Source organism: Phycicoccus sp. Soil803 (assembly GCF_001429685.1).
In the GTDB taxonomy this organism is placed as follows: domain Bacteria; phylum Actinomycetota; class Actinomycetes; order Actinomycetales; family Dermatophilaceae; genus Pedococcus.
In genome coordinates, this window is sequence record NZ_LMST01000001.1 from 3,925,387 (window position 1) to 3,941,026 (window position 15,640).

General features: G+C 72.5%; 13 protein-coding genes. 4 read left to right on the forward strand and 9 right to left on the reverse strand.

Annotated features, from left to right (window positions below; genetic code table 11):
- Window positions 1-23 precede the first annotated feature (23 nt).
- The 6 genes from hemB to ASG95_RS18260 form a co-directional block, all read right to left on the reverse strand.
- A complete protein-coding gene (gene hemB, locus ASG95_RS18235; RefSeq protein WP_200961938.1) occupies window positions 24-1,019 on the reverse strand; it encodes a porphobilinogen synthase in 996 nt (331 codons plus the stop codon).
- 5 nt (window positions 1,020-1,024) lie between these two features.
- Window positions 1,025-2,683 (reverse strand): bifunctional uroporphyrinogen-III C-methyltransferase/uroporphyrinogen-III synthase, encoded by a 1,659-nt coding sequence (locus ASG95_RS18240; protein ID WP_082592843.1) that lies wholly within the window; start codon window positions 2,681-2,683, stop codon window positions 1,025-1,027.
- Window positions 2,680-3,783 (reverse strand): hydroxymethylbilane synthase, encoded by a 1,104-nt coding sequence (hemC, locus tag ASG95_RS18245; RefSeq protein WP_369820397.1) that lies wholly within the window; start codon window positions 3,781-3,783, stop codon window positions 2,680-2,682. Before hemC ends, ASG95_RS18240 begins: the two co-directional genes overlap by 4 nt.
- Window positions 3,780-5,090, reverse strand: a complete 1,311-nt coding sequence (locus ASG95_RS18250; protein WP_057378378.1) for a glutamyl-tRNA reductase — start codon at window positions 5,088-5,090, stop codon at window positions 3,780-3,782. Before ASG95_RS18250 ends, hemC begins: the two co-directional genes overlap by 4 nt.
- Window positions 5,087-5,806: a redox-sensing transcriptional repressor Rex gene (locus tag ASG95_RS18255; protein WP_056924347.1), complete on the reverse strand. Its 720-nt coding sequence runs from the start codon at window positions 5,804-5,806 to the stop codon at window positions 5,087-5,089. The genes ASG95_RS18250 and ASG95_RS18255 overlap by 4 nt, the downstream gene beginning before the upstream one ends.
- 133 nt (window positions 5,807-5,939) lie before the next feature.
- On the reverse strand, window positions 5,940-6,221 hold the full coding sequence (locus ASG95_RS18260; protein ID WP_056924410.1) for a glutaredoxin family protein: 282 nt from the start codon (window positions 6,219-6,221) through the stop codon (window positions 5,940-5,942).
- A 129-nt stretch (window positions 6,222-6,350) separates the two neighbouring features.
- Between ASG95_RS18260 and ASG95_RS18265 the strand changes: the two genes are divergently transcribed.
- The 3 genes from ASG95_RS18265 (at window position 6,351) to ASG95_RS18275 (ending at window position 9,465) form a co-directional block, all read left to right on the forward strand.
- Complete coding sequence (locus tag ASG95_RS18265) at window positions 6,351-7,160, forward strand: HAD family phosphatase (protein WP_057378379.1); 810 nt, start codon at window positions 6,351-6,353, stop codon at window positions 7,158-7,160.
- A gap of 175 nt (window positions 7,161-7,335) precedes the next feature.
- A complete protein-coding gene (locus ASG95_RS18270; RefSeq protein ID WP_235544009.1) occupies window positions 7,336-8,112 on the forward strand; it encodes a sigma-70 family RNA polymerase sigma factor in 777 nt (258 codons plus the stop codon).
- 186 nt (window positions 8,113-8,298) lie between these two features.
- The gene (locus ASG95_RS18275; protein WP_057378381.1) at window positions 8,299-9,465 is read left to right on the forward strand and encodes a DUF5667 domain-containing protein; all 1,167 of its coding nucleotides are present in this window, start codon (window positions 8,299-8,301) and stop codon (window positions 9,463-9,465) included.
- Between the two features lie 13 nt (window positions 9,466-9,478).
- Here the strand turns inward: ASG95_RS18275 and ASG95_RS21000 are convergent, their stop codons facing one another.
- The 3 genes from ASG95_RS21000 to ASG95_RS21005 form a co-directional block, all read right to left on the reverse strand.
- The gene (locus ASG95_RS21000; RefSeq protein ID WP_082592845.1) at window positions 9,479-10,894 is read right to left on the reverse strand and encodes a lysophospholipid acyltransferase family protein; all 1,416 of its coding nucleotides are present in this window, start codon (window positions 10,892-10,894) and stop codon (window positions 9,479-9,481) included.
- Complete coding sequence (locus ASG95_RS18285) at window positions 10,894-11,943, reverse strand: NAD-dependent epimerase/dehydratase family protein (protein ID WP_056924351.1); 1,050 nt, start codon at window positions 11,941-11,943, stop codon at window positions 10,894-10,896. The genes ASG95_RS21000 and ASG95_RS18285 overlap by 1 nt, the downstream gene beginning before the upstream one ends.
- A 102-nt stretch (window positions 11,944-12,045) precedes the next feature.
- Complete coding sequence (locus ASG95_RS21005; protein ID WP_003792170.1) at window positions 12,046-12,144, reverse strand: 30S ribosomal protein bS22; 99 nt, start codon at window positions 12,142-12,144, stop codon at window positions 12,046-12,048.
- Between the two features lie 258 nt (window positions 12,145-12,402).
- Between ASG95_RS21005 and ASG95_RS18290 the strand changes: the two genes are divergently transcribed.
- Complete coding sequence (locus tag ASG95_RS18290) at window positions 12,403-15,639, forward strand: M36 family metallopeptidase (RefSeq protein WP_057378382.1); 3,237 nt, start codon at window positions 12,403-12,405, stop codon at window positions 15,637-15,639.
- The last annotated feature ends 1 nt before the right edge of the window (window position 15,640 follow it).

A 15,640-nucleotide genomic window follows, 5' to 3' on the forward strand; every position in this document is an offset into this window, starting at 1 on the left:
GGCTCGGGGGAGCCGGCCCTTCGTCATGCCCGGAGCAGGCGGGCGGCCTCGAGGGCGTAGTACGTGAGGATGATCTGCGCTCCGGCGCGACGGATGTTGAGCAGCGACTCCATCAGCGCCCGCTCGCGGTCGATCCAGCCGTTGGCGGAGGCGGCCTCGATCATCGAGTACTCCCCCGAGATCTGGTAGGCCGCGACCGGCACCGTCGACACCGCAGCGGCTGCGGCGACGATGTCGAGGTGGGGCATGGCCGGCTTGACCATGACGATGTCGGCCCCCTCGGCGATGTCGAGCTCGAGCTCGCGCAGGGCCTCGGTCGCGTTCGCGGGGTCCTGCTGGTAGGTGGCCCGGTCGCCCTCGAGCGACGACTGCACCGCCTCGCGGAACGGGCCGTAGAGGCCCGAGGTGTACTTCGCGGCGTAGGCGAGGATCACCGTGTCGGTGAACCCCTCGGCGTCGAGCGCGCCGCGCACGTGCGCGACCTGGCCGTCCATCATCCCGGAGAGACCGAGCACGTGGGCGCCGGCGCGGGCCTGCGCGAGGCCCATCGCGGCATACCGGTCGAGGGTGGCGTCGTTGTCGACGCGGCCGTCCGCGGTGAGGACCCCGCAGTGGCCGTGGTCGGTGAACTCGTCGAGGCACAGGTCGGCCATCACGACGATCCGACTCCCCACGGCGTCGACGACGGCACGGAGGGCGACGTTGAGGATTCCGTCGGGGTCATCCGCCCCGGACCCCACCGCGTCCTTGTCGACCGGCACGCCGAACAGCATGATCCCGCCGACCCCGGCGTCCGCCGCTTCACGGGCGGTCGCCACCAGCGACTCGAGGGTGTGCTGGACGACCCCGGGCATCGCGGAGATCGCCTGGGGTGCGTCGATGCCCTCGCGGACGAAGACGGGCAGCACGAGCTCGGCGGGGTCGAGCCGGGTCTCGGCGACCAGCCGCCGCATGGCCACGGACTGCCGCAGCCGACGGGGCCGGATCACCGGCCCCACCGGCTGCGAGTGGTCAGTCATGCGGGCTACTTGGCCCGACGGCGCGACGCGGACTTCTTGGCGCTCGGGCGCACGACCGGCTCGCCGGCCTCCGCCGCAGCCGCCGCGAGCCCCAGGCCGTAGTCGGCCAGCGCGTCGACCAACGAGTCGGACGACGCCTCGGGGGCGAGGACGTCCACCCGCAGGCCGTGCTCCTCGGCGGTCTTGGCCGTGGCCGGGCCGATGCACGCGATCACGGTGGACGGGTGCGGCTTGCCGGCGATGCCGACCAGGTTGCGCACCGTCGAGGACGACGTGAACACCGCCGCGTCGAACTGCCCGCCCTTGATGGCCTCACGGATGTGGGCGGCCGGCGGCGCGGCGCGCACGGTGCGGTATGCCGTGACGTCGTCCACCTCCCAGCCCATCTCCTGCAGACCCGCGACGAGGGTGTCGGTGGCGATGTCGGCCCGCGGCAGGAAGACCCGGTTGATGGGGTCGAGCACCTCGTCGAACGGCGGCCACTCCTCGAGCAGACCGTGCGCCGACATCTCACCGGACGGCACGAGGTCGGGCACGATGCCCCACTCGTGCAGGGCAGCGGCGGTGACCCCACCGACCGCGGCGATCTTCAGGCCGGCGAAGGCGCGGGCGTCGAGACCGAACTCCTCGAACTTCTCCCGCACCGCCTTCACGGCGTTGACCGAGGTGAACCCGATCCACTCGTAGCGACCGGTGACCAGGCCCTTGACCGCGCGCTCCATCTGCTGGGGCGTGCGCGGCGGCTCGACCGAGATCGTCGGGACGACCTCGGCGGTCGCGCCGTACGACTCGAGCCGGGCGATCGTCGAGCCGGACTGCTCCTTGGTGCGGGGCACCAGGACGTTCCAGCCGAACAGCGGCTTGGTCTCGAACCAGGAGAGGTTCTCGCGGAGGGCCACGGTCGAGCCAACCACGGCCAGGGCCGGGAACTCCAGGGTCTTCATGACCTTGGTGACCTCGCCCAGGGTGGTGACGCGGGTGGCCTGGCGGATGGTGGTGCCACGCTCGGTGAGGGCGACCGGGCTCTCGGCGGGGCGGCCGGCGGCCAGGAGCTTGCCGAGGGCCGTGCCGAGGTCGTCGGGCTGGCCCAGGAGCACGACCGTGACCGACTCGGCCACCGAGGCGGCCCAGTCGACGTGCCGGTCGTTCGCCGAGATGACGTGCACGGCCGGCGAGCTGCTCGAGGTCAGCGGGATGCCGGCGTACGCGGGCACCGCCGAGACGGCGCTGACCCCGGGGACGATGTCGAACCCGATGCCGGCCTTCTGGCAGGCGAGGGCTTCCTCGGCAAGGCCGTTGAAGGTGCCGGGGTCGCCGTCCATCAGCCGGACGACGAGCCCGCCCGAGGCGGACTTGGCGGCCTTGACGACCAGCTTGGCCCGCATCGCGTGGGTCAGTGGCTGGCCGTGGTCGCCGTGACCGGCGTCGATGACCTCGACGCCCTCCCGGCAGTAGCGGCTGACGACGTCCTCACGGGCGACCTGGTCGATGACGACCACGTCGGCGGCGGCGAGGAACTCCACCGAGCGCACCGTCATGAGCCCGGAGTCGCCGGGGCCGGCGCCGACGAAGGCGACGCGTCCCGGGACCCGGCTCTGGCGAGCGGTCGGGCTGGTGTTGCTCGAGGAGGTAGAGGTGGTGGTGGTCGAGCGCGTGGGGCTCACAGTGCACGCTCCGTGCTGTCGTGTTCGGGTTTGCGGTCGGTGCTGCTGTCGGGGCCGGCGAGCGGATCGGGTCCGGTCGCCCCGGGTGGGTCTGGCGGCGGCGCCTCGGGGAGGCGGCTCGCCGGACCGTCGCCGGACGGCGTCGGTGCGGCTGGTGGTCGCTCTTCGGGACCGCGCAGCAGGTCGCCGCCGTCCTCGAGCAGGAGGGCAGCGAGCCGTCGGCCCAGGGCCTCGCCGTCGTCGGCACGGCCCACGAGCGAGCGCCGCAGGTCGAAGGACCCGTCGACGGCGCCGACGAAGGCCCGCAGCGACAGCTCGAGTCCGTCCTCGCCCTCGACGACCTCGGCGAGCGCCCCGACCGGTGCGGAGCAGCCCGCCTCGAGCGCGGCCAGGACGGCCCGTTCGGCGGTGACGCAGGCGCGGGTGTCGGCGTCGTCGAGGACCTCGAGCGCACCCCGCGTCACGAGGTCGTCGGCGCGGCACTCGACGGCCAGCGCACCCTGGCCGGGGGCCGGCAGCATCTGGAGCGGGTCGATGGCCTCGGCCACGTCGGCCAGCCGGCCGAGCCGGGCCAGCCCGGCGCGGGCCAGCACGACGCCGTCGAGGGCGCCGTCGCGGACGAGGGCGATGCGGGTGTCGACGTTGCCGCGGATGTCCTTGAAGGACAGCCCGAGGCCGAGCGCCGCGAGCTGGGCGACGCGGCGCGGCGAGCCGGTGCCGACCACGGCACCCTCGCCCAATTCACCCAGCGTCCGCCCTCCGGACGACACCAGGACGTCACGGGGGTCCTCGCGCACCGGGACGGCTGCGACGACGAGCCCGGGCTCGGGCGTGGTGGGCAGGTCCTTGAGGGAGTGCACGGCGAAGTCGATCTCGCCGGCGAGGAGCGCGCGACGCAGCGCCGCGGCGAACACCCCGGTGCCACCGATCGAGGCCAGCGACGCGGTCGACGTGTCTCCCTCGGTGACGATCTCGACGAGCTCGACGGTGTGCCCCTGGGCACGCAGCAGGTCAGCGACCCAGGTCGACTGGGTGGTCGCGAGCGCGCTGCGGCGGGTGCCCAGGCGCAGGCTCAGCGGGGTGGCGGCAGGTGCGCTCACGGCATACCTCCCCGCTCGGGCGGCGGAACCGACGCGGTGGCGGCCTCGCCGGGGCGCAGGTCGAACAGCTCGCGCAGCGCCTCGGCGTAGTCGGCCCCCTGGCCGCCCACGGCGCGCTCCTTCACCCGGATGGTCGGCGTGTGCAGCAGCTTCTCGACGATGCGGTGCACCGCGAGCTGCACCTCGGCGCGGGTCACCTCGTCGAGGTCGGGCAGCCGCTGGTCGAGGCGGGTCAGCTCGCCCGCGACGACGTCGGCGGCGTGCGAGCGCAGCGCGGCCACGGTCGGTGCGACGCTCTCGGCGGCGCGTGAGGTGAGGTATGCCGCGACCTCACCGATGACGAGGTCGGCCACCTCGCTCACCTGCGGCGGCGTCTGCCCGCCGGACAGCTCCTCCCCCAGCGCGGCCAGCCCGGCGAGGGTCACCCCGCTGAGCGAGGCGACCTCCGGAGCCACGTCGTGGGGCAGGGCGAGGTCGATGTAGGCCTGCGGGCGACCGCCCCGGGCCACCTGGGCGTCGCCGGCGGTCGCGAGGTCGACCACCACGCCGGTCGAGCCGGTGCAGGAGATCACGACGTCCGCGCCGGCGAGGGCGGCGGACAGGTCGTCGAAGGGGCGCGCGCTGGCGCCGGTGCGCTCGGCCAGCCGCGCCGCCTTGGCGAAGGTGCGGTTGACGATGGTGAGACCAGCCGCGCCGCGACGCGCCACGGTGGTCGCGGCCAGCGAGCTCATGCCGCCGGCGCCGACGACGAGCACCTTGAGACCCGCCAGCGGGCCCAGCTCGCGCTCGGCGCGAGCCAGTCCGGCCTCGACGAGCGAGACGCTGACCGCGTCGATGCCGGTCTCGGTGTGCGCCCGCTTGCCGACCCGGAGGGCCTGCTGGAACAAGGTGTTGAGGGCGGGTCCGGCGTGTCCCGACTTCTGCGACTCACGCAGCGCAGTGCGCATCTGGCCGAGGATCTGGGCCTCGCCCACCGCCATCGAGTCCAGCCCGCAGGCGACTGTGAAGGCGTGCGCGATGGCGCGGTCCTCGTAGTGGACGTAGAGGTGCTCGCGCAGCTCGTCACGGGGCACCCCGGTGACCTCGGTGAGCGCGTCGGCGATGTCGGTGACCGCACCGTGGAAGGTCATCGACTCGGCGTAGACCTCGGTGCGGTTGCACGTGGACACCACGATGGCCTCGGTGAGGTTCTCGCGACCGGTCAGGCTCGCGGACAGCGTCCGTCGACCGGTGGCGTCGAGGGTCATCGCCTCGAGGAGCGACAGGGGTGCGGTGTGGTGGGACAGGCCCAGGATCACGAGGCTCATCGACCCACCACCCGGTTGAGCTCGGGCTTGACCGGCTCGAGGGCGACGGCACCGAGCGCACCCTCGGCGGCGAGCGCCTTGCGCTGCTCGTGGAAGGCCAGGATCTGCAGCTCGGTCGACAGGTCCACCTTGCGCACGTCGACGTCGTCGGGCACGACCAGCACGCACGGGGCGAAGTTGAGGATGGAGCGGACCCCAGCGGCCACCAGCGCGTCGCAGACCTCCTGCGCGGAGGCGGCCGGCGTGGCGATGACGCCGATGGCCAGGCCCTGCTCCGCCACCAGCTCGTCGAGCACGGTCATCGGCTGCACGGTGATGCCGGCGATCTCCTGGCCGAGCAGTCCGGCGTCCTGGTCGAGGAGGGCCACCACGCGGAACCCCCGCGTGGCGAAGCCGCTGTAGGCCGCCAGCGCGTGCCCGAGGTTGCCCATGCCGATGATGGCGACCGGCCAGTCCTGGGTGAGGCCGAGCTCACGGGAGATCTGGTAGGCCAGGTGGTCGACCTCGTAGCCGACCCCGCGCACGCCGTAGGAGCCGAGGTGGGACAGGTCCTTGCGGAGCTTGGCGCTGCGGACGCCTGCGGCGGAGGCCAGCTCCTCGGAGGACACCGACGTGATCCCGCGTTCCGCCAGGCCGGTCAGGGCACGGAGGTACTCGGGTAGCCGTGCGACCGTGGCGTCGGGAATACCCCGACGGGCGCTCGGGTCGGCAGACACAGTCTTTTCCGGCTCCTTCTCATCACTGGCAGTCCGCGCCTGGCTGGGGCGGATGGGAGCCTCTGCAGATTACGCTTTTGTGAACGGATGCACAAAGTCACAAGCAGCCGTCTCATCGAGCACGTGAGCCGCGTCACGTCGAGCGGGTGAGAGCGGCCCGGAGACGGCTTTCGTCGACCCGCCAGTAGTCGTGCTGGCGCCCGTCCACGAAGGTCACCGGGATCTGCTCCCAGTACTGCTCCCTGAGCGCCGGGTCGTCCTCGATCGACCGCTCCACCCAGCCCACCCCGAGGTCGGCGGCCACCCGGTCGATGACGGCGCGGGCCGCATCGCAGAGGTGGCAGCCCGGCTTGCTCACCAGCGTGATCCGCACCTCGGTGGGCGTGGGCGCGGGAGGCGTGGGGGCACCGGACACACCCCGAGCGTATGCCGCGTGCGCACCCACGGAGGTCAGCACGGGGCACGGTGCTTCGCGACGCTGTGCACCGCCCCAGGCGTCCGGGGCAGTGCACAGCGTCCCGACAGCTCTCCTAGGCTGGTCGTCATGACGGATCGGGTGAGCGAGCTGGACCAGGCGCTCACCGTCCCGGCGGACCCGACAGCGGCCGCGTTCTTCGACGTCGACAACACCGTCATGCGCGGCGCGAGCATCTGGCACCTCGCGCTCGGGCTCTGGCGCCGCGACTTCTTCACGGCCCGCGACGTCAGCTCGATGGCCTGGAAGCAGCTGCGCTTCGCGGCCCTCGGGGAGAGCCTCGACCACGTCGAGAAGATCCGCGAGCAGGCGCTCGGTTTCATCGCCGGGCACTCGGTGGCCGAGATCGGCGCCATCGGCGAGGAGATCTTCGACGAGGCCATGCACGACAAGATCTGGCCCGGCACCCAGGCCCTGACCCGCATGCACCTCGACGAGGGCCAGGAGGTCTGGCTCGTCACCGCCACCCCGGTGGAGGTCGCGCAGGTGATCGCCAATCGGCTCGGCTTGACCGGCGCGCTGGGCACCGTGGCCGAGTCCGTCGACGGCGTCTACACCGGCCGCCTCGCGGGAGAGCCGCTGCACGGGGCTGCCAAGGCCACCGCGATCGAGGCGATGGCCGCCGAGCGCGGCTTCGACCTGAGCCGGTGCTCGGCCTACTCGGACTCGGCCAACGACATCCCGATGCTCTCCCTCGTCGGGCACCCCTGCGCCATCAACCCGGACGGCGCGCTGCGTGACCACGCCCGGGCGAACGGCTGGACCATCCGGGACTACCGCACGGGGCGTCGCGCGGCCAAGGTCGGGGTCCAGGCCGTCGGGGCCACCGCGCTCGCGGGGGCGCTGGCCGCGGCCGCGGCTCGCCGCCGGTCCCGCTAGCCCGAGGTATACCTCTGTTTGCCTGCGGACGGGGCCACTGGCCTGCCGTCTGGCGCGATGGTTGCGGGGTGTGGCGCAGGTCTCCTGACAATCTGCCCGATATCGGGGAAACTGTCCCGGTCAGGAGGCCCCCATCCGGATCCGTGCACGTCGCAGCGCCGCGAGTCGACTCGCGGTGCTCCGTCCTGCCCGAAGCGTCCCGGTCTGGGCAACGAGCGCCCCGGCGATCGGTTACGCCGGCGCCGGCAACCACGGGATGGGCCCCGCGACCGCGGACTTCCTCGACAGCCTCCGGGTGCTGCTCACCATCGCCGGCGACGCCGGCACGCTGTCCGGAGGCGGGTCCGGCCAGGGTGGGTCGGCCGCGCGGGCCGGGTTCGGGCCGGGCGAGGCCCCGCAGGACTTCGAACGGATCTCTGCGCTGGTGGAGCTCGCGCAGCGCGGCGACAGCGAGGCGTTCGGCCTGCTGTACGAGCGCTACGTGGACGTCGTCTACCGCTACGTCTACGTGCGCGTGGGTGGGCGGCAGCTCGCCGAGGACATCACCTCCGAGACCTTCCTGCGCGCCCTGCGCCGGATGGACTCCTTCTCCTGGCAGGGGCGCGACATCGCGGCGTGGTTCATCACCATCGCCCGCAACCTGATCACCGACAACGCCAAGTCGGCGCGGTTCCGGATGGAGGTCTCGACCGCCGACATGCTCGACGCCGACCCGCGTGTGGAGGCCGCCCCCGACCACGAGGTGCTCGACCGGCTCCGCAACGAGCGGCTGCTCGCGGCCGTGAAGGGACTCAAGCCCGAGCAGGCCGAGTGCGTGGTGCTGCGGTTCCTCCAGGGCCTCACCCTCGCCGAGACGGCCAAGGTGCTCGGCAAGTCCGAAGGGGCCGTCAAGCAGCTCCAGCTGCGCGCCGTCCGCGCCCTGCACCGGGAGCTCGGCGATGTCGACATCTGAGGCGGTCGCCGTGCGCGCGAGGTCCGTCGGGCCGGGCCGGGGTTCCCGCGCATTTCGCTACGTGTCGACGCGTAACTTCCGGGGTCGCCGCTCGTTCTCAGCGCGAGAGACCGTCATCGACACCGCCGCCCGGATCAGCACGATCCCCGGACGGGTCGCCGCAGGGCTGGGGAGGGAGAAGCCGGCATGCCAGTACTGAACCGCTCGGCGGACCGTTTCCAGCGCGCCCTGGAGGGTGAGCGCATCACGGACGAGGGTCTCGCCGAGCTCGTCGAGACCAGCCGCCACCTCGTGGCCATGACCTCGGCAGTCCCGGCCGCCGACGCGGCGTTCGTGGCCACCCTGCGCGAGCGGCTGATGGCCGAGGCGGCCCGGATGCCGGCGCCCAGCCCGGTGGCCGCGAAGGCTGCCGCAGCGCGCCGCGCCGCGTCCCGCACCACTCCCGTCGTCGTCGTGGTCGGTCGCGGGCTGCCCAGGCTGCTGGCCGGCGCCGCCGCCTCGGTGCTCCTGGTCGGTGGGGTCGTCGGCGTCGCCTCACGCAGCGCCGTCCCTGGCCAGGCGCTCTACCCCGTCAAGGGCTGGCTCGACGGAGTCGCGGTGCGGCTCGCGGACAGCGACCTCGAGCGCGGCCAGACCTACCTCTCGCAGGCGCAGGACCACGTCTCCGACGCCCGCACGCTCGCCGAGGGCAGCAGGGACATCGGCGACCTCGACACCGCCCTGACCGCCGCGACCGACTCCGTGCGCAAGGGCCGCCAGGCGCTCGACACCGCCTACGCCACCACCGGCAACCCGCAGGCCCTGCTCGCCATGCGCGACTTCACCGCCCGCACGCTCCCGCAGCTCGACGCCCTGCGCACCGAGCTGCCGCCGGCGACGCTGCCCCAGCTGGCCGCCCTCGAAGCCCTCCTGCGCGACACCGAGCAGAGCACCTCCCGGCGGATCGCCGCCTGCGGGGGCGCCTGCAGCGGTTTCGCCTCCTCACCGCTCGGGCCGTCGTCGCTGCCCGGGTCCGCGACCACGGTCCCCTCGGGCTCCCCCACCGCGTCCTCCTCGGGTGGGGTCACCGTCCCCGACACCGCGGTGACCGTGCCGGGCGGCGTGCCCGTGCCCGGCGGTTCGAGCTCGTCCGGCCCGGTCGTCGGCGGAGGTGGTGGCAGCGCGAGCGTGGGCACCACCGGCGCCAGCGTGGGGCTGCCGACGCTGAGCGTCTCGGTGCCGGTCGTCCCGTCGGCGACGGCCACGGTGCCGCTCCCCACGGTGAGCCTGGGCACCGGCAGCGTGAGCGCGACCGTCCCGAGCAGCACCCTCGGCCCGGTCACCCTGCCGGGCGTGACGCTGACCCTCCCCTGACGGCCGAGGTCGGTCAGAAGAAGACGGAACGCCGCTGCATCAGCAGCGAGTAGAGCGTCTGCTGGATCGTCTCGCGCACCTGGTCGGTGAGGTCGAAGACCAGCATCGGGTCGTCCGCGGCGTTGGGGCCGAGGTCGGCCGTCTCCACCGGCGACCCGAACTCGATGATCCACTTGCTGGGCAACGGGATCAGGCCGAGCGGTCCGAGCAAGGGCCAGGTCGGGGTGATCGGCGCGTAGGGAGCCCCCAGCAGCCGCGCGACCGTCTTCATGTTGCCGATGATCGGGTAGATCTCCTCGGCGCCGACGATCGAGCACGGGATGATCGGCGCACCGGTGCGCAGGGCGGCCGAGACGAACCCGCCGCGCCCGAACCGCTGCAGCTTGTAGCGCTCGCTGAACGGCTTGCCCACACCCTTGAAGCCCTCCGGCCACACACCGCAGAGCTCACCGCCGGACAGCAGCCGCTCGGCGTCGGGGTTGGCGGCCAGCGTCGAGCCGGACTTGCGGGCGACCTGCCCGATGACGGGGGTCTGGAAGACGAGGTCGGCGCCGAGCATGCGCAGGTGCCGGTGCGACGGGTGCTCGTCGTGGACCGCCACCTGGGTCATCAGCGAGTCCATCGCGATGGTGCCCGAGTGGTTGGCCACCACCAGCCCGCCGCCCTCGGCGGGGATGTTCTCGATGCCACGCACCTCGACCCGGAACCACGACCGGTAGAGCGGACGCAGCACCGGCAGGTAGAAGTGCCGGGTGAAGTCCTCGTCGAACCCGAACTCGTCGACGGTGTAGTCCCCGGTCACCCGTCGCCGCACGAACGACAGCAGCGAGGCGATGTGGCGCTCGACGTCGTCCGGCGAGATGCCCGCCGCCTCCGACGCCACCCGCACCGCGGCGATCCCGGCGGTCAGCAGCTCCTCGACCCCGGGGGCCACGCTCCGAGCACCAGCACCAGCGCCTGCGCTCGGGTCCACGACCTCGGGGACGACGTCGTCCGTGACCGCCTTGAGCGCGCGCACCTTCGGCGCCTCGGTATGCCGCGCGGCCGGCTTCCCAGCGCCGGTCGCCTCGCGCGCGGGCCCGGTGGACCCGCTCGACCTGGTGGGGTTGGCGGTTCGGGCGCCGGAGCGCGACACGGCCTTGCGGGTCGGCACCGCCTTGGCGACCGGACGGGGACGGTGCTTGCCACTCGAGGTCGGCGGGGCCGGGCGGTCCTGCGTCGCCCCGCTGGCAGCGGTCTCGACTCCTGCCGTCACGGGTGCGGTGCCCGCCGTGGTCCCCGAGGGGGCCGCGGTCGGGTCCACCGCCGCGATGAGCGGCGTGCTGCGTCGCTTGGCCCGCTCCCCTGAGGCGCGCGCGGCCCCGGCTGCCAGCGCGCCCTTGCGGGCGGTCGGCTTCTTCGACGCCTTGGCGCCTGACGTCGAGGCCATCAGTCGTTCCTCCCTGCAGCCCACACGTGGCTGATCGCGCTGGCGGCACTCCCGGCGGCACCGGTGACAGCCGCGCCGAACATCCCCGCCCCGGGGATCGCGGACCCGACGCCGTGGGCGTAGTCCTGGAAGGCGGACCGCGTCGTGTAGGCGGGCTCGAAGCCCAGCACCTCGCGCATCCGCCGGGTGTCGAGCCCGCGCCCGTAGGCCAGGAACTGGATCTGGTCGCTGCTGAAGTCGGCGAGGCCCGAGCGCTTGACGAGGTTGCCGAAGATGCCGGCGGCGGGCATGGGCACCGGCACGATCGGGCGTCTGGCCATGCCGGCGGCCTGCGCGATCGTGATGACGCCGTCGCCGGCGATGTTCGTGATGCCGCTGCTGACGCCCGTCGTGGCGACGAGCAGCGAGGCGATCGCGTCGCTCTCGTGGACGAACTGGAGCCGGGCGTCGTAGCCGAACGGGACGGGGACGACCGGGAGGGCGAAGTAGTCGGTCAGCGAGGTGCGGATGCCGCGACCGATGATGTTGGCGAAGCGCAGCATGGAGATCTCGACGTCGGGGCGACGGCGTGAGAAGCCGCGCACGTAGCCCTCGACCTCGACCGAGTCCTTGCCGAATCCCGCTCGGGGCAACGACTTCGGGCCCATCTCCTCGGTGAACATCGCCGGGTCGCGCGGGCTGGAACCATAGACCGCAGCCGACGACTTCACGACCAGGCGCTTGATGCTCGTCGCCTTCTGGCACGCAGCGAGCAGCTGCATCGTGCCGATGACGTTGATCTCCTTCTGGGAGGTCCGTCCGCCGGCGTGCGTCGGCGTCGCGATCACGTTCATGTGCACGACGGTGTCGACCTCGGACTGCGCGATGATCTTGCCGATCATCGGGTTCCGGATGTCGGCGCGCACGAACTCGGCCCGGCCGATGTCGCCGGGCGGCGGGATCACGTCGACGCCGATGACCCGCTTGACCGAGGGGTCGGCCGTGAGGGCGCGAGCGAACTGCCCCCCGAGATACCTCGAGACGCCCGTCACGAGTACGACTTCAGCCACAGTGCAGACCCTACCGACCGGACTCACCGGCGTGAGGGTGACGTCCATCCCAGCGGCCGGGTGCGGGCAGAACAAAGGCCCCCGCACGGCGGGGGCCTTCGGTCACTTCTTGTTGCGTCGCTGGTGGCGCGTCTTGCGAAGCAGCTTGCGGTGCTTCTTCTTCGCCATGCGCTTGCGGCGCTTCTTGATGACAGAGCCCATGATGTCCTCTTGGTCGTGGTCGTGTTGCCGGACGGGGCAACGAACGCACCACGCCGAACTGTGGACGTCACTCTAGCGGCCCGCGCCCCCACCACCCAAACCCGCGTCGGCACGTGCACCGTCACCGGGCTCGTGGCGGGGATCCGCCACGGCCGGGTCGCGAGCCCGACACAACTCGCCAGTAACCCCCTGTGGTGGGGCCTCGTTGTCAGGCCACCCGGGCCGGTGAGAGCCCGCAGAGCGCAGGAGACGTCGACCATGTCCCGTAAGCACCCCGCTGTCCGACCACTGGGAATCGGGGTGTGCCTGCTGACCGCAGCCGCCACCGCCCTCCCCCTCTCGACCGCCTCGGCAGCCCTTCCCGCCGCGCCCGTCCTGCCCGCCCTCGGCGACACGGTCGATGCGCTGACCAAGACGGTGGACACCCGGTTGGTGAAGGACGCCGTCGCACCGACGACGGCCGCGCGCACCGCCGCGTCGGCGTTGCTCGCCAAGGCCGGCAGCGGCACCCGCGCCACCTGGGACGAGCGGTTCGGCACGCTGCGGTCGGTCCGCACCGACGGCTACCTCACCGCCGCGACGGGCGGCTCCGCCGTCGAGGTCGCCCGCGGCTGGCTGCGCACGAACGCGGCGGCCTTCGGGCTGAGCACCGCCCAGGTCGACTCGCTCGCCGTGGTCCGCGACCACACCCTCCCCACCACCGGGACGCACGTCGTGGACTTCGTCCAGACCGCTGACGGTGTCGCGGCGGCCCGCGGCGGTCGCCTGAACGTCGCCGTCACCAGGGACGGCCGGGTGCTCTCGTATGCCGGTGACCCCACCCCGGGTGCGAACCTCACCGGCGGCTGGCTGCTCGGCGAGGCAGCCGCACTGCTCAAGGTCGCCGGCGGCCTCGCGCCGGGCGTTGCCTACGCCCCCAAGGCGAACGGCACCCAGGCCGGCTACACCACCTACGCCAACGGCCCCTTCGGTGGACCGTCCTACGTGAAGAAGGTGACCTTCGGGACCAAGGCCGGCCCCGTCGCGGCATACAAGGTGTACTTCATCAAGAGCCCGCAGGAGGCCTGGGAGGTCGTCGTCGACGGCACCACCGGGCGCACCCTCTACCGGACTTCGGTCGTCGACTTCGAGGGCGACCCGCAGGGCACGGTCTACGACAACTACCCGGGAGCGGCCAAGGGCGGCCAGCCGCGCCAGCAGTCCTTCGGCCCGACCGCGCAGTCGCCCAAGGGCTGGGTCGACCCCACCGGGCTCGCGGGCACCGGCGTCACGACCTACGGCAACAACGCCGACACCTACGCCAACTGGTCCAACTTCATCGGGCCGGTGGACAACGCGCCGCGTCCCGTGGCCCCGACCGGGAACTTCAGCTACACCTACACGAACCAGTGGGCCGCCACCAAGGGCCAGACCGTCCCGCCCTCCTACGCCCAGGACCTCGACCCGGCCGCGACGAACTTGTTCTTCCAGCACAACCGGATCCACGACGAGTACTACGCCCTCGGGTTCACCGAGACGGCCGGCAACTTCCAGCTCGACAACGGCAGCAACGGCGGTTCGGGCGGTGACCCGATCCGCGGGCTCGTGCAGGCCGGCGCCGCGTCCGGTGGCAGCCCGACCTACACCGGTCGTGACAACGCCTACATGCTGACCCTCGACGACGGGATCCCGCCGTGGAGCGGCATGTTCCTGTGGGAGCCCATCGACGACGCCTTCGAGGGTCCCTACCGGGACGGCTCGTTCGACATGAGCGTCATCCAGCACGAGTACACCCACGGCCTGTCCACCCGCTACGTCGCGGGCGGCAGCGCCCTCGGCTCGCAGCAGGCCGGCTCGATGGGTGAGGGCTGGTCCGACTGGTACGCCCTCAACCACGGCTTCAAGGCCGGGCTGCTCACCAAGCCCATCGTCGGCGACTACGTGACCGGCAACCCCACCCGAGGCATCCGCAACTGGAACTACGACCAGAACCCGACAACGTTCGGTGACATCGGCTACGACCTGACCGGACCGGAGGTGCACGCCGACGGTGAGATCTGGACGGCGACCCTCTGGGACCTGCGCAAGGCCCTCGTGGCCCGCTACGGCGCGGCCCAGGGAGCCGAGGTCGCGGCACGCCTCATCACCGACGGCATGCCACTGACCGCCCCGGACCCGAGCTTCCTCGACGCCCGGGACGGCATCCTCTCCGCCGACCTCGACCGCTACCACGGTGACGACACCGACCTCATCTGGTCGGTCTTCGCCAAGCGCGGGGCCGGCGCCAGCGCCCACTCGGACACCGGCGACGACACCGACCCGACGCCCGCGTTCGACCACCCGGTGGCCGCCAAGAACGGCACCGCCGCGCTCACGCTCCTCAACGCGACGACGGGCCAGCCGATCAGCAACGCCAAGGTCATCCTCGGTCGCTTCGAGGCCCGGGTCACCCCGCTGGTCCGGACCGGCTCGTCCGGCGGCGCCAGCATCAAGGCGCTGGCCGGCACCTACCCCCTGACCATCCAGGCACCCGGGTTCGGCGTCCAGACCATCGACGCGTTCGCCGTGACGGCCGGCCGCAACCCGGCCCGGACGATCAAGCTCGCCCCCAACCTGGCCTCCACGGCTGCCGGCGCACAGGTCGTCAACGTCTCCAGTGAGGACGACGGCGCCCCGGCGAAGTTCGCCTTCGACGACACCGCAGCCTCGGTGTGGTCCACGAAGCCGGGCACCACGGCATACAACGCCGGTCCGGACCAGCGCGTGACGGTGAAGCTGGCGGCGCCGGCGACGGTGAGCAGCCTGCGGGTCAGCGCGTTCAAGGCCACCAACGCCTCGCGGTTCGTGGCGCTCAAGGACTTCACCGTCCAGACCTCGACCGACGGGGTCAGCTGGACCACGGCTCGCACCGGTGGCTTCGCGTATGCCGCGCCGCGACCGACCGCGCCTGACCTCAACTTCGCGACGTTCTCGCTCGCCAAGCCGGTCAAGGCCGCGTACGTGCGGTTCTTCATCGACTCGGTGCAGGGCAACACCACGACGTCGGCGCAGGTCGCGGACATCGAGGTCTTCGGGTCAGGGGCGACCGTGGCCAACGGCTCGGTGACGCCGGACCCGGCCTACAGCGACTCGGGCACGATCGTCGCGCCCAACCCCGCCGCCGGTGACCCGACGGGTCTGCAGAACGTGTTCGGCGTGACCGGGACCGAGATGAACACCGCATGCACGTTCCCGCCGGCCAGCCAGGGCGCCGACGGCTGGGTGACGAAGTTCCCGCTCGGCTTCTCGGACGGGCTGCACTCGGTCTCCGTCAAGGGCACCAGCGACGCCGACGCCACGGTGGGCCACGACCTGGACCTGTACTTCCTGGACAGCGCCTGCCAGCTCACCGGCTCGGTGGCCACGTCGGCCGCCGACGAGTCGGCGGTCATCCCGCCCGGCTCGGTCTACCTGCTGACCCAGCTCTACACCGGTGCCAACGTCTCGGTGGCGGTCACGGCGGTCGACAACCGCTGAC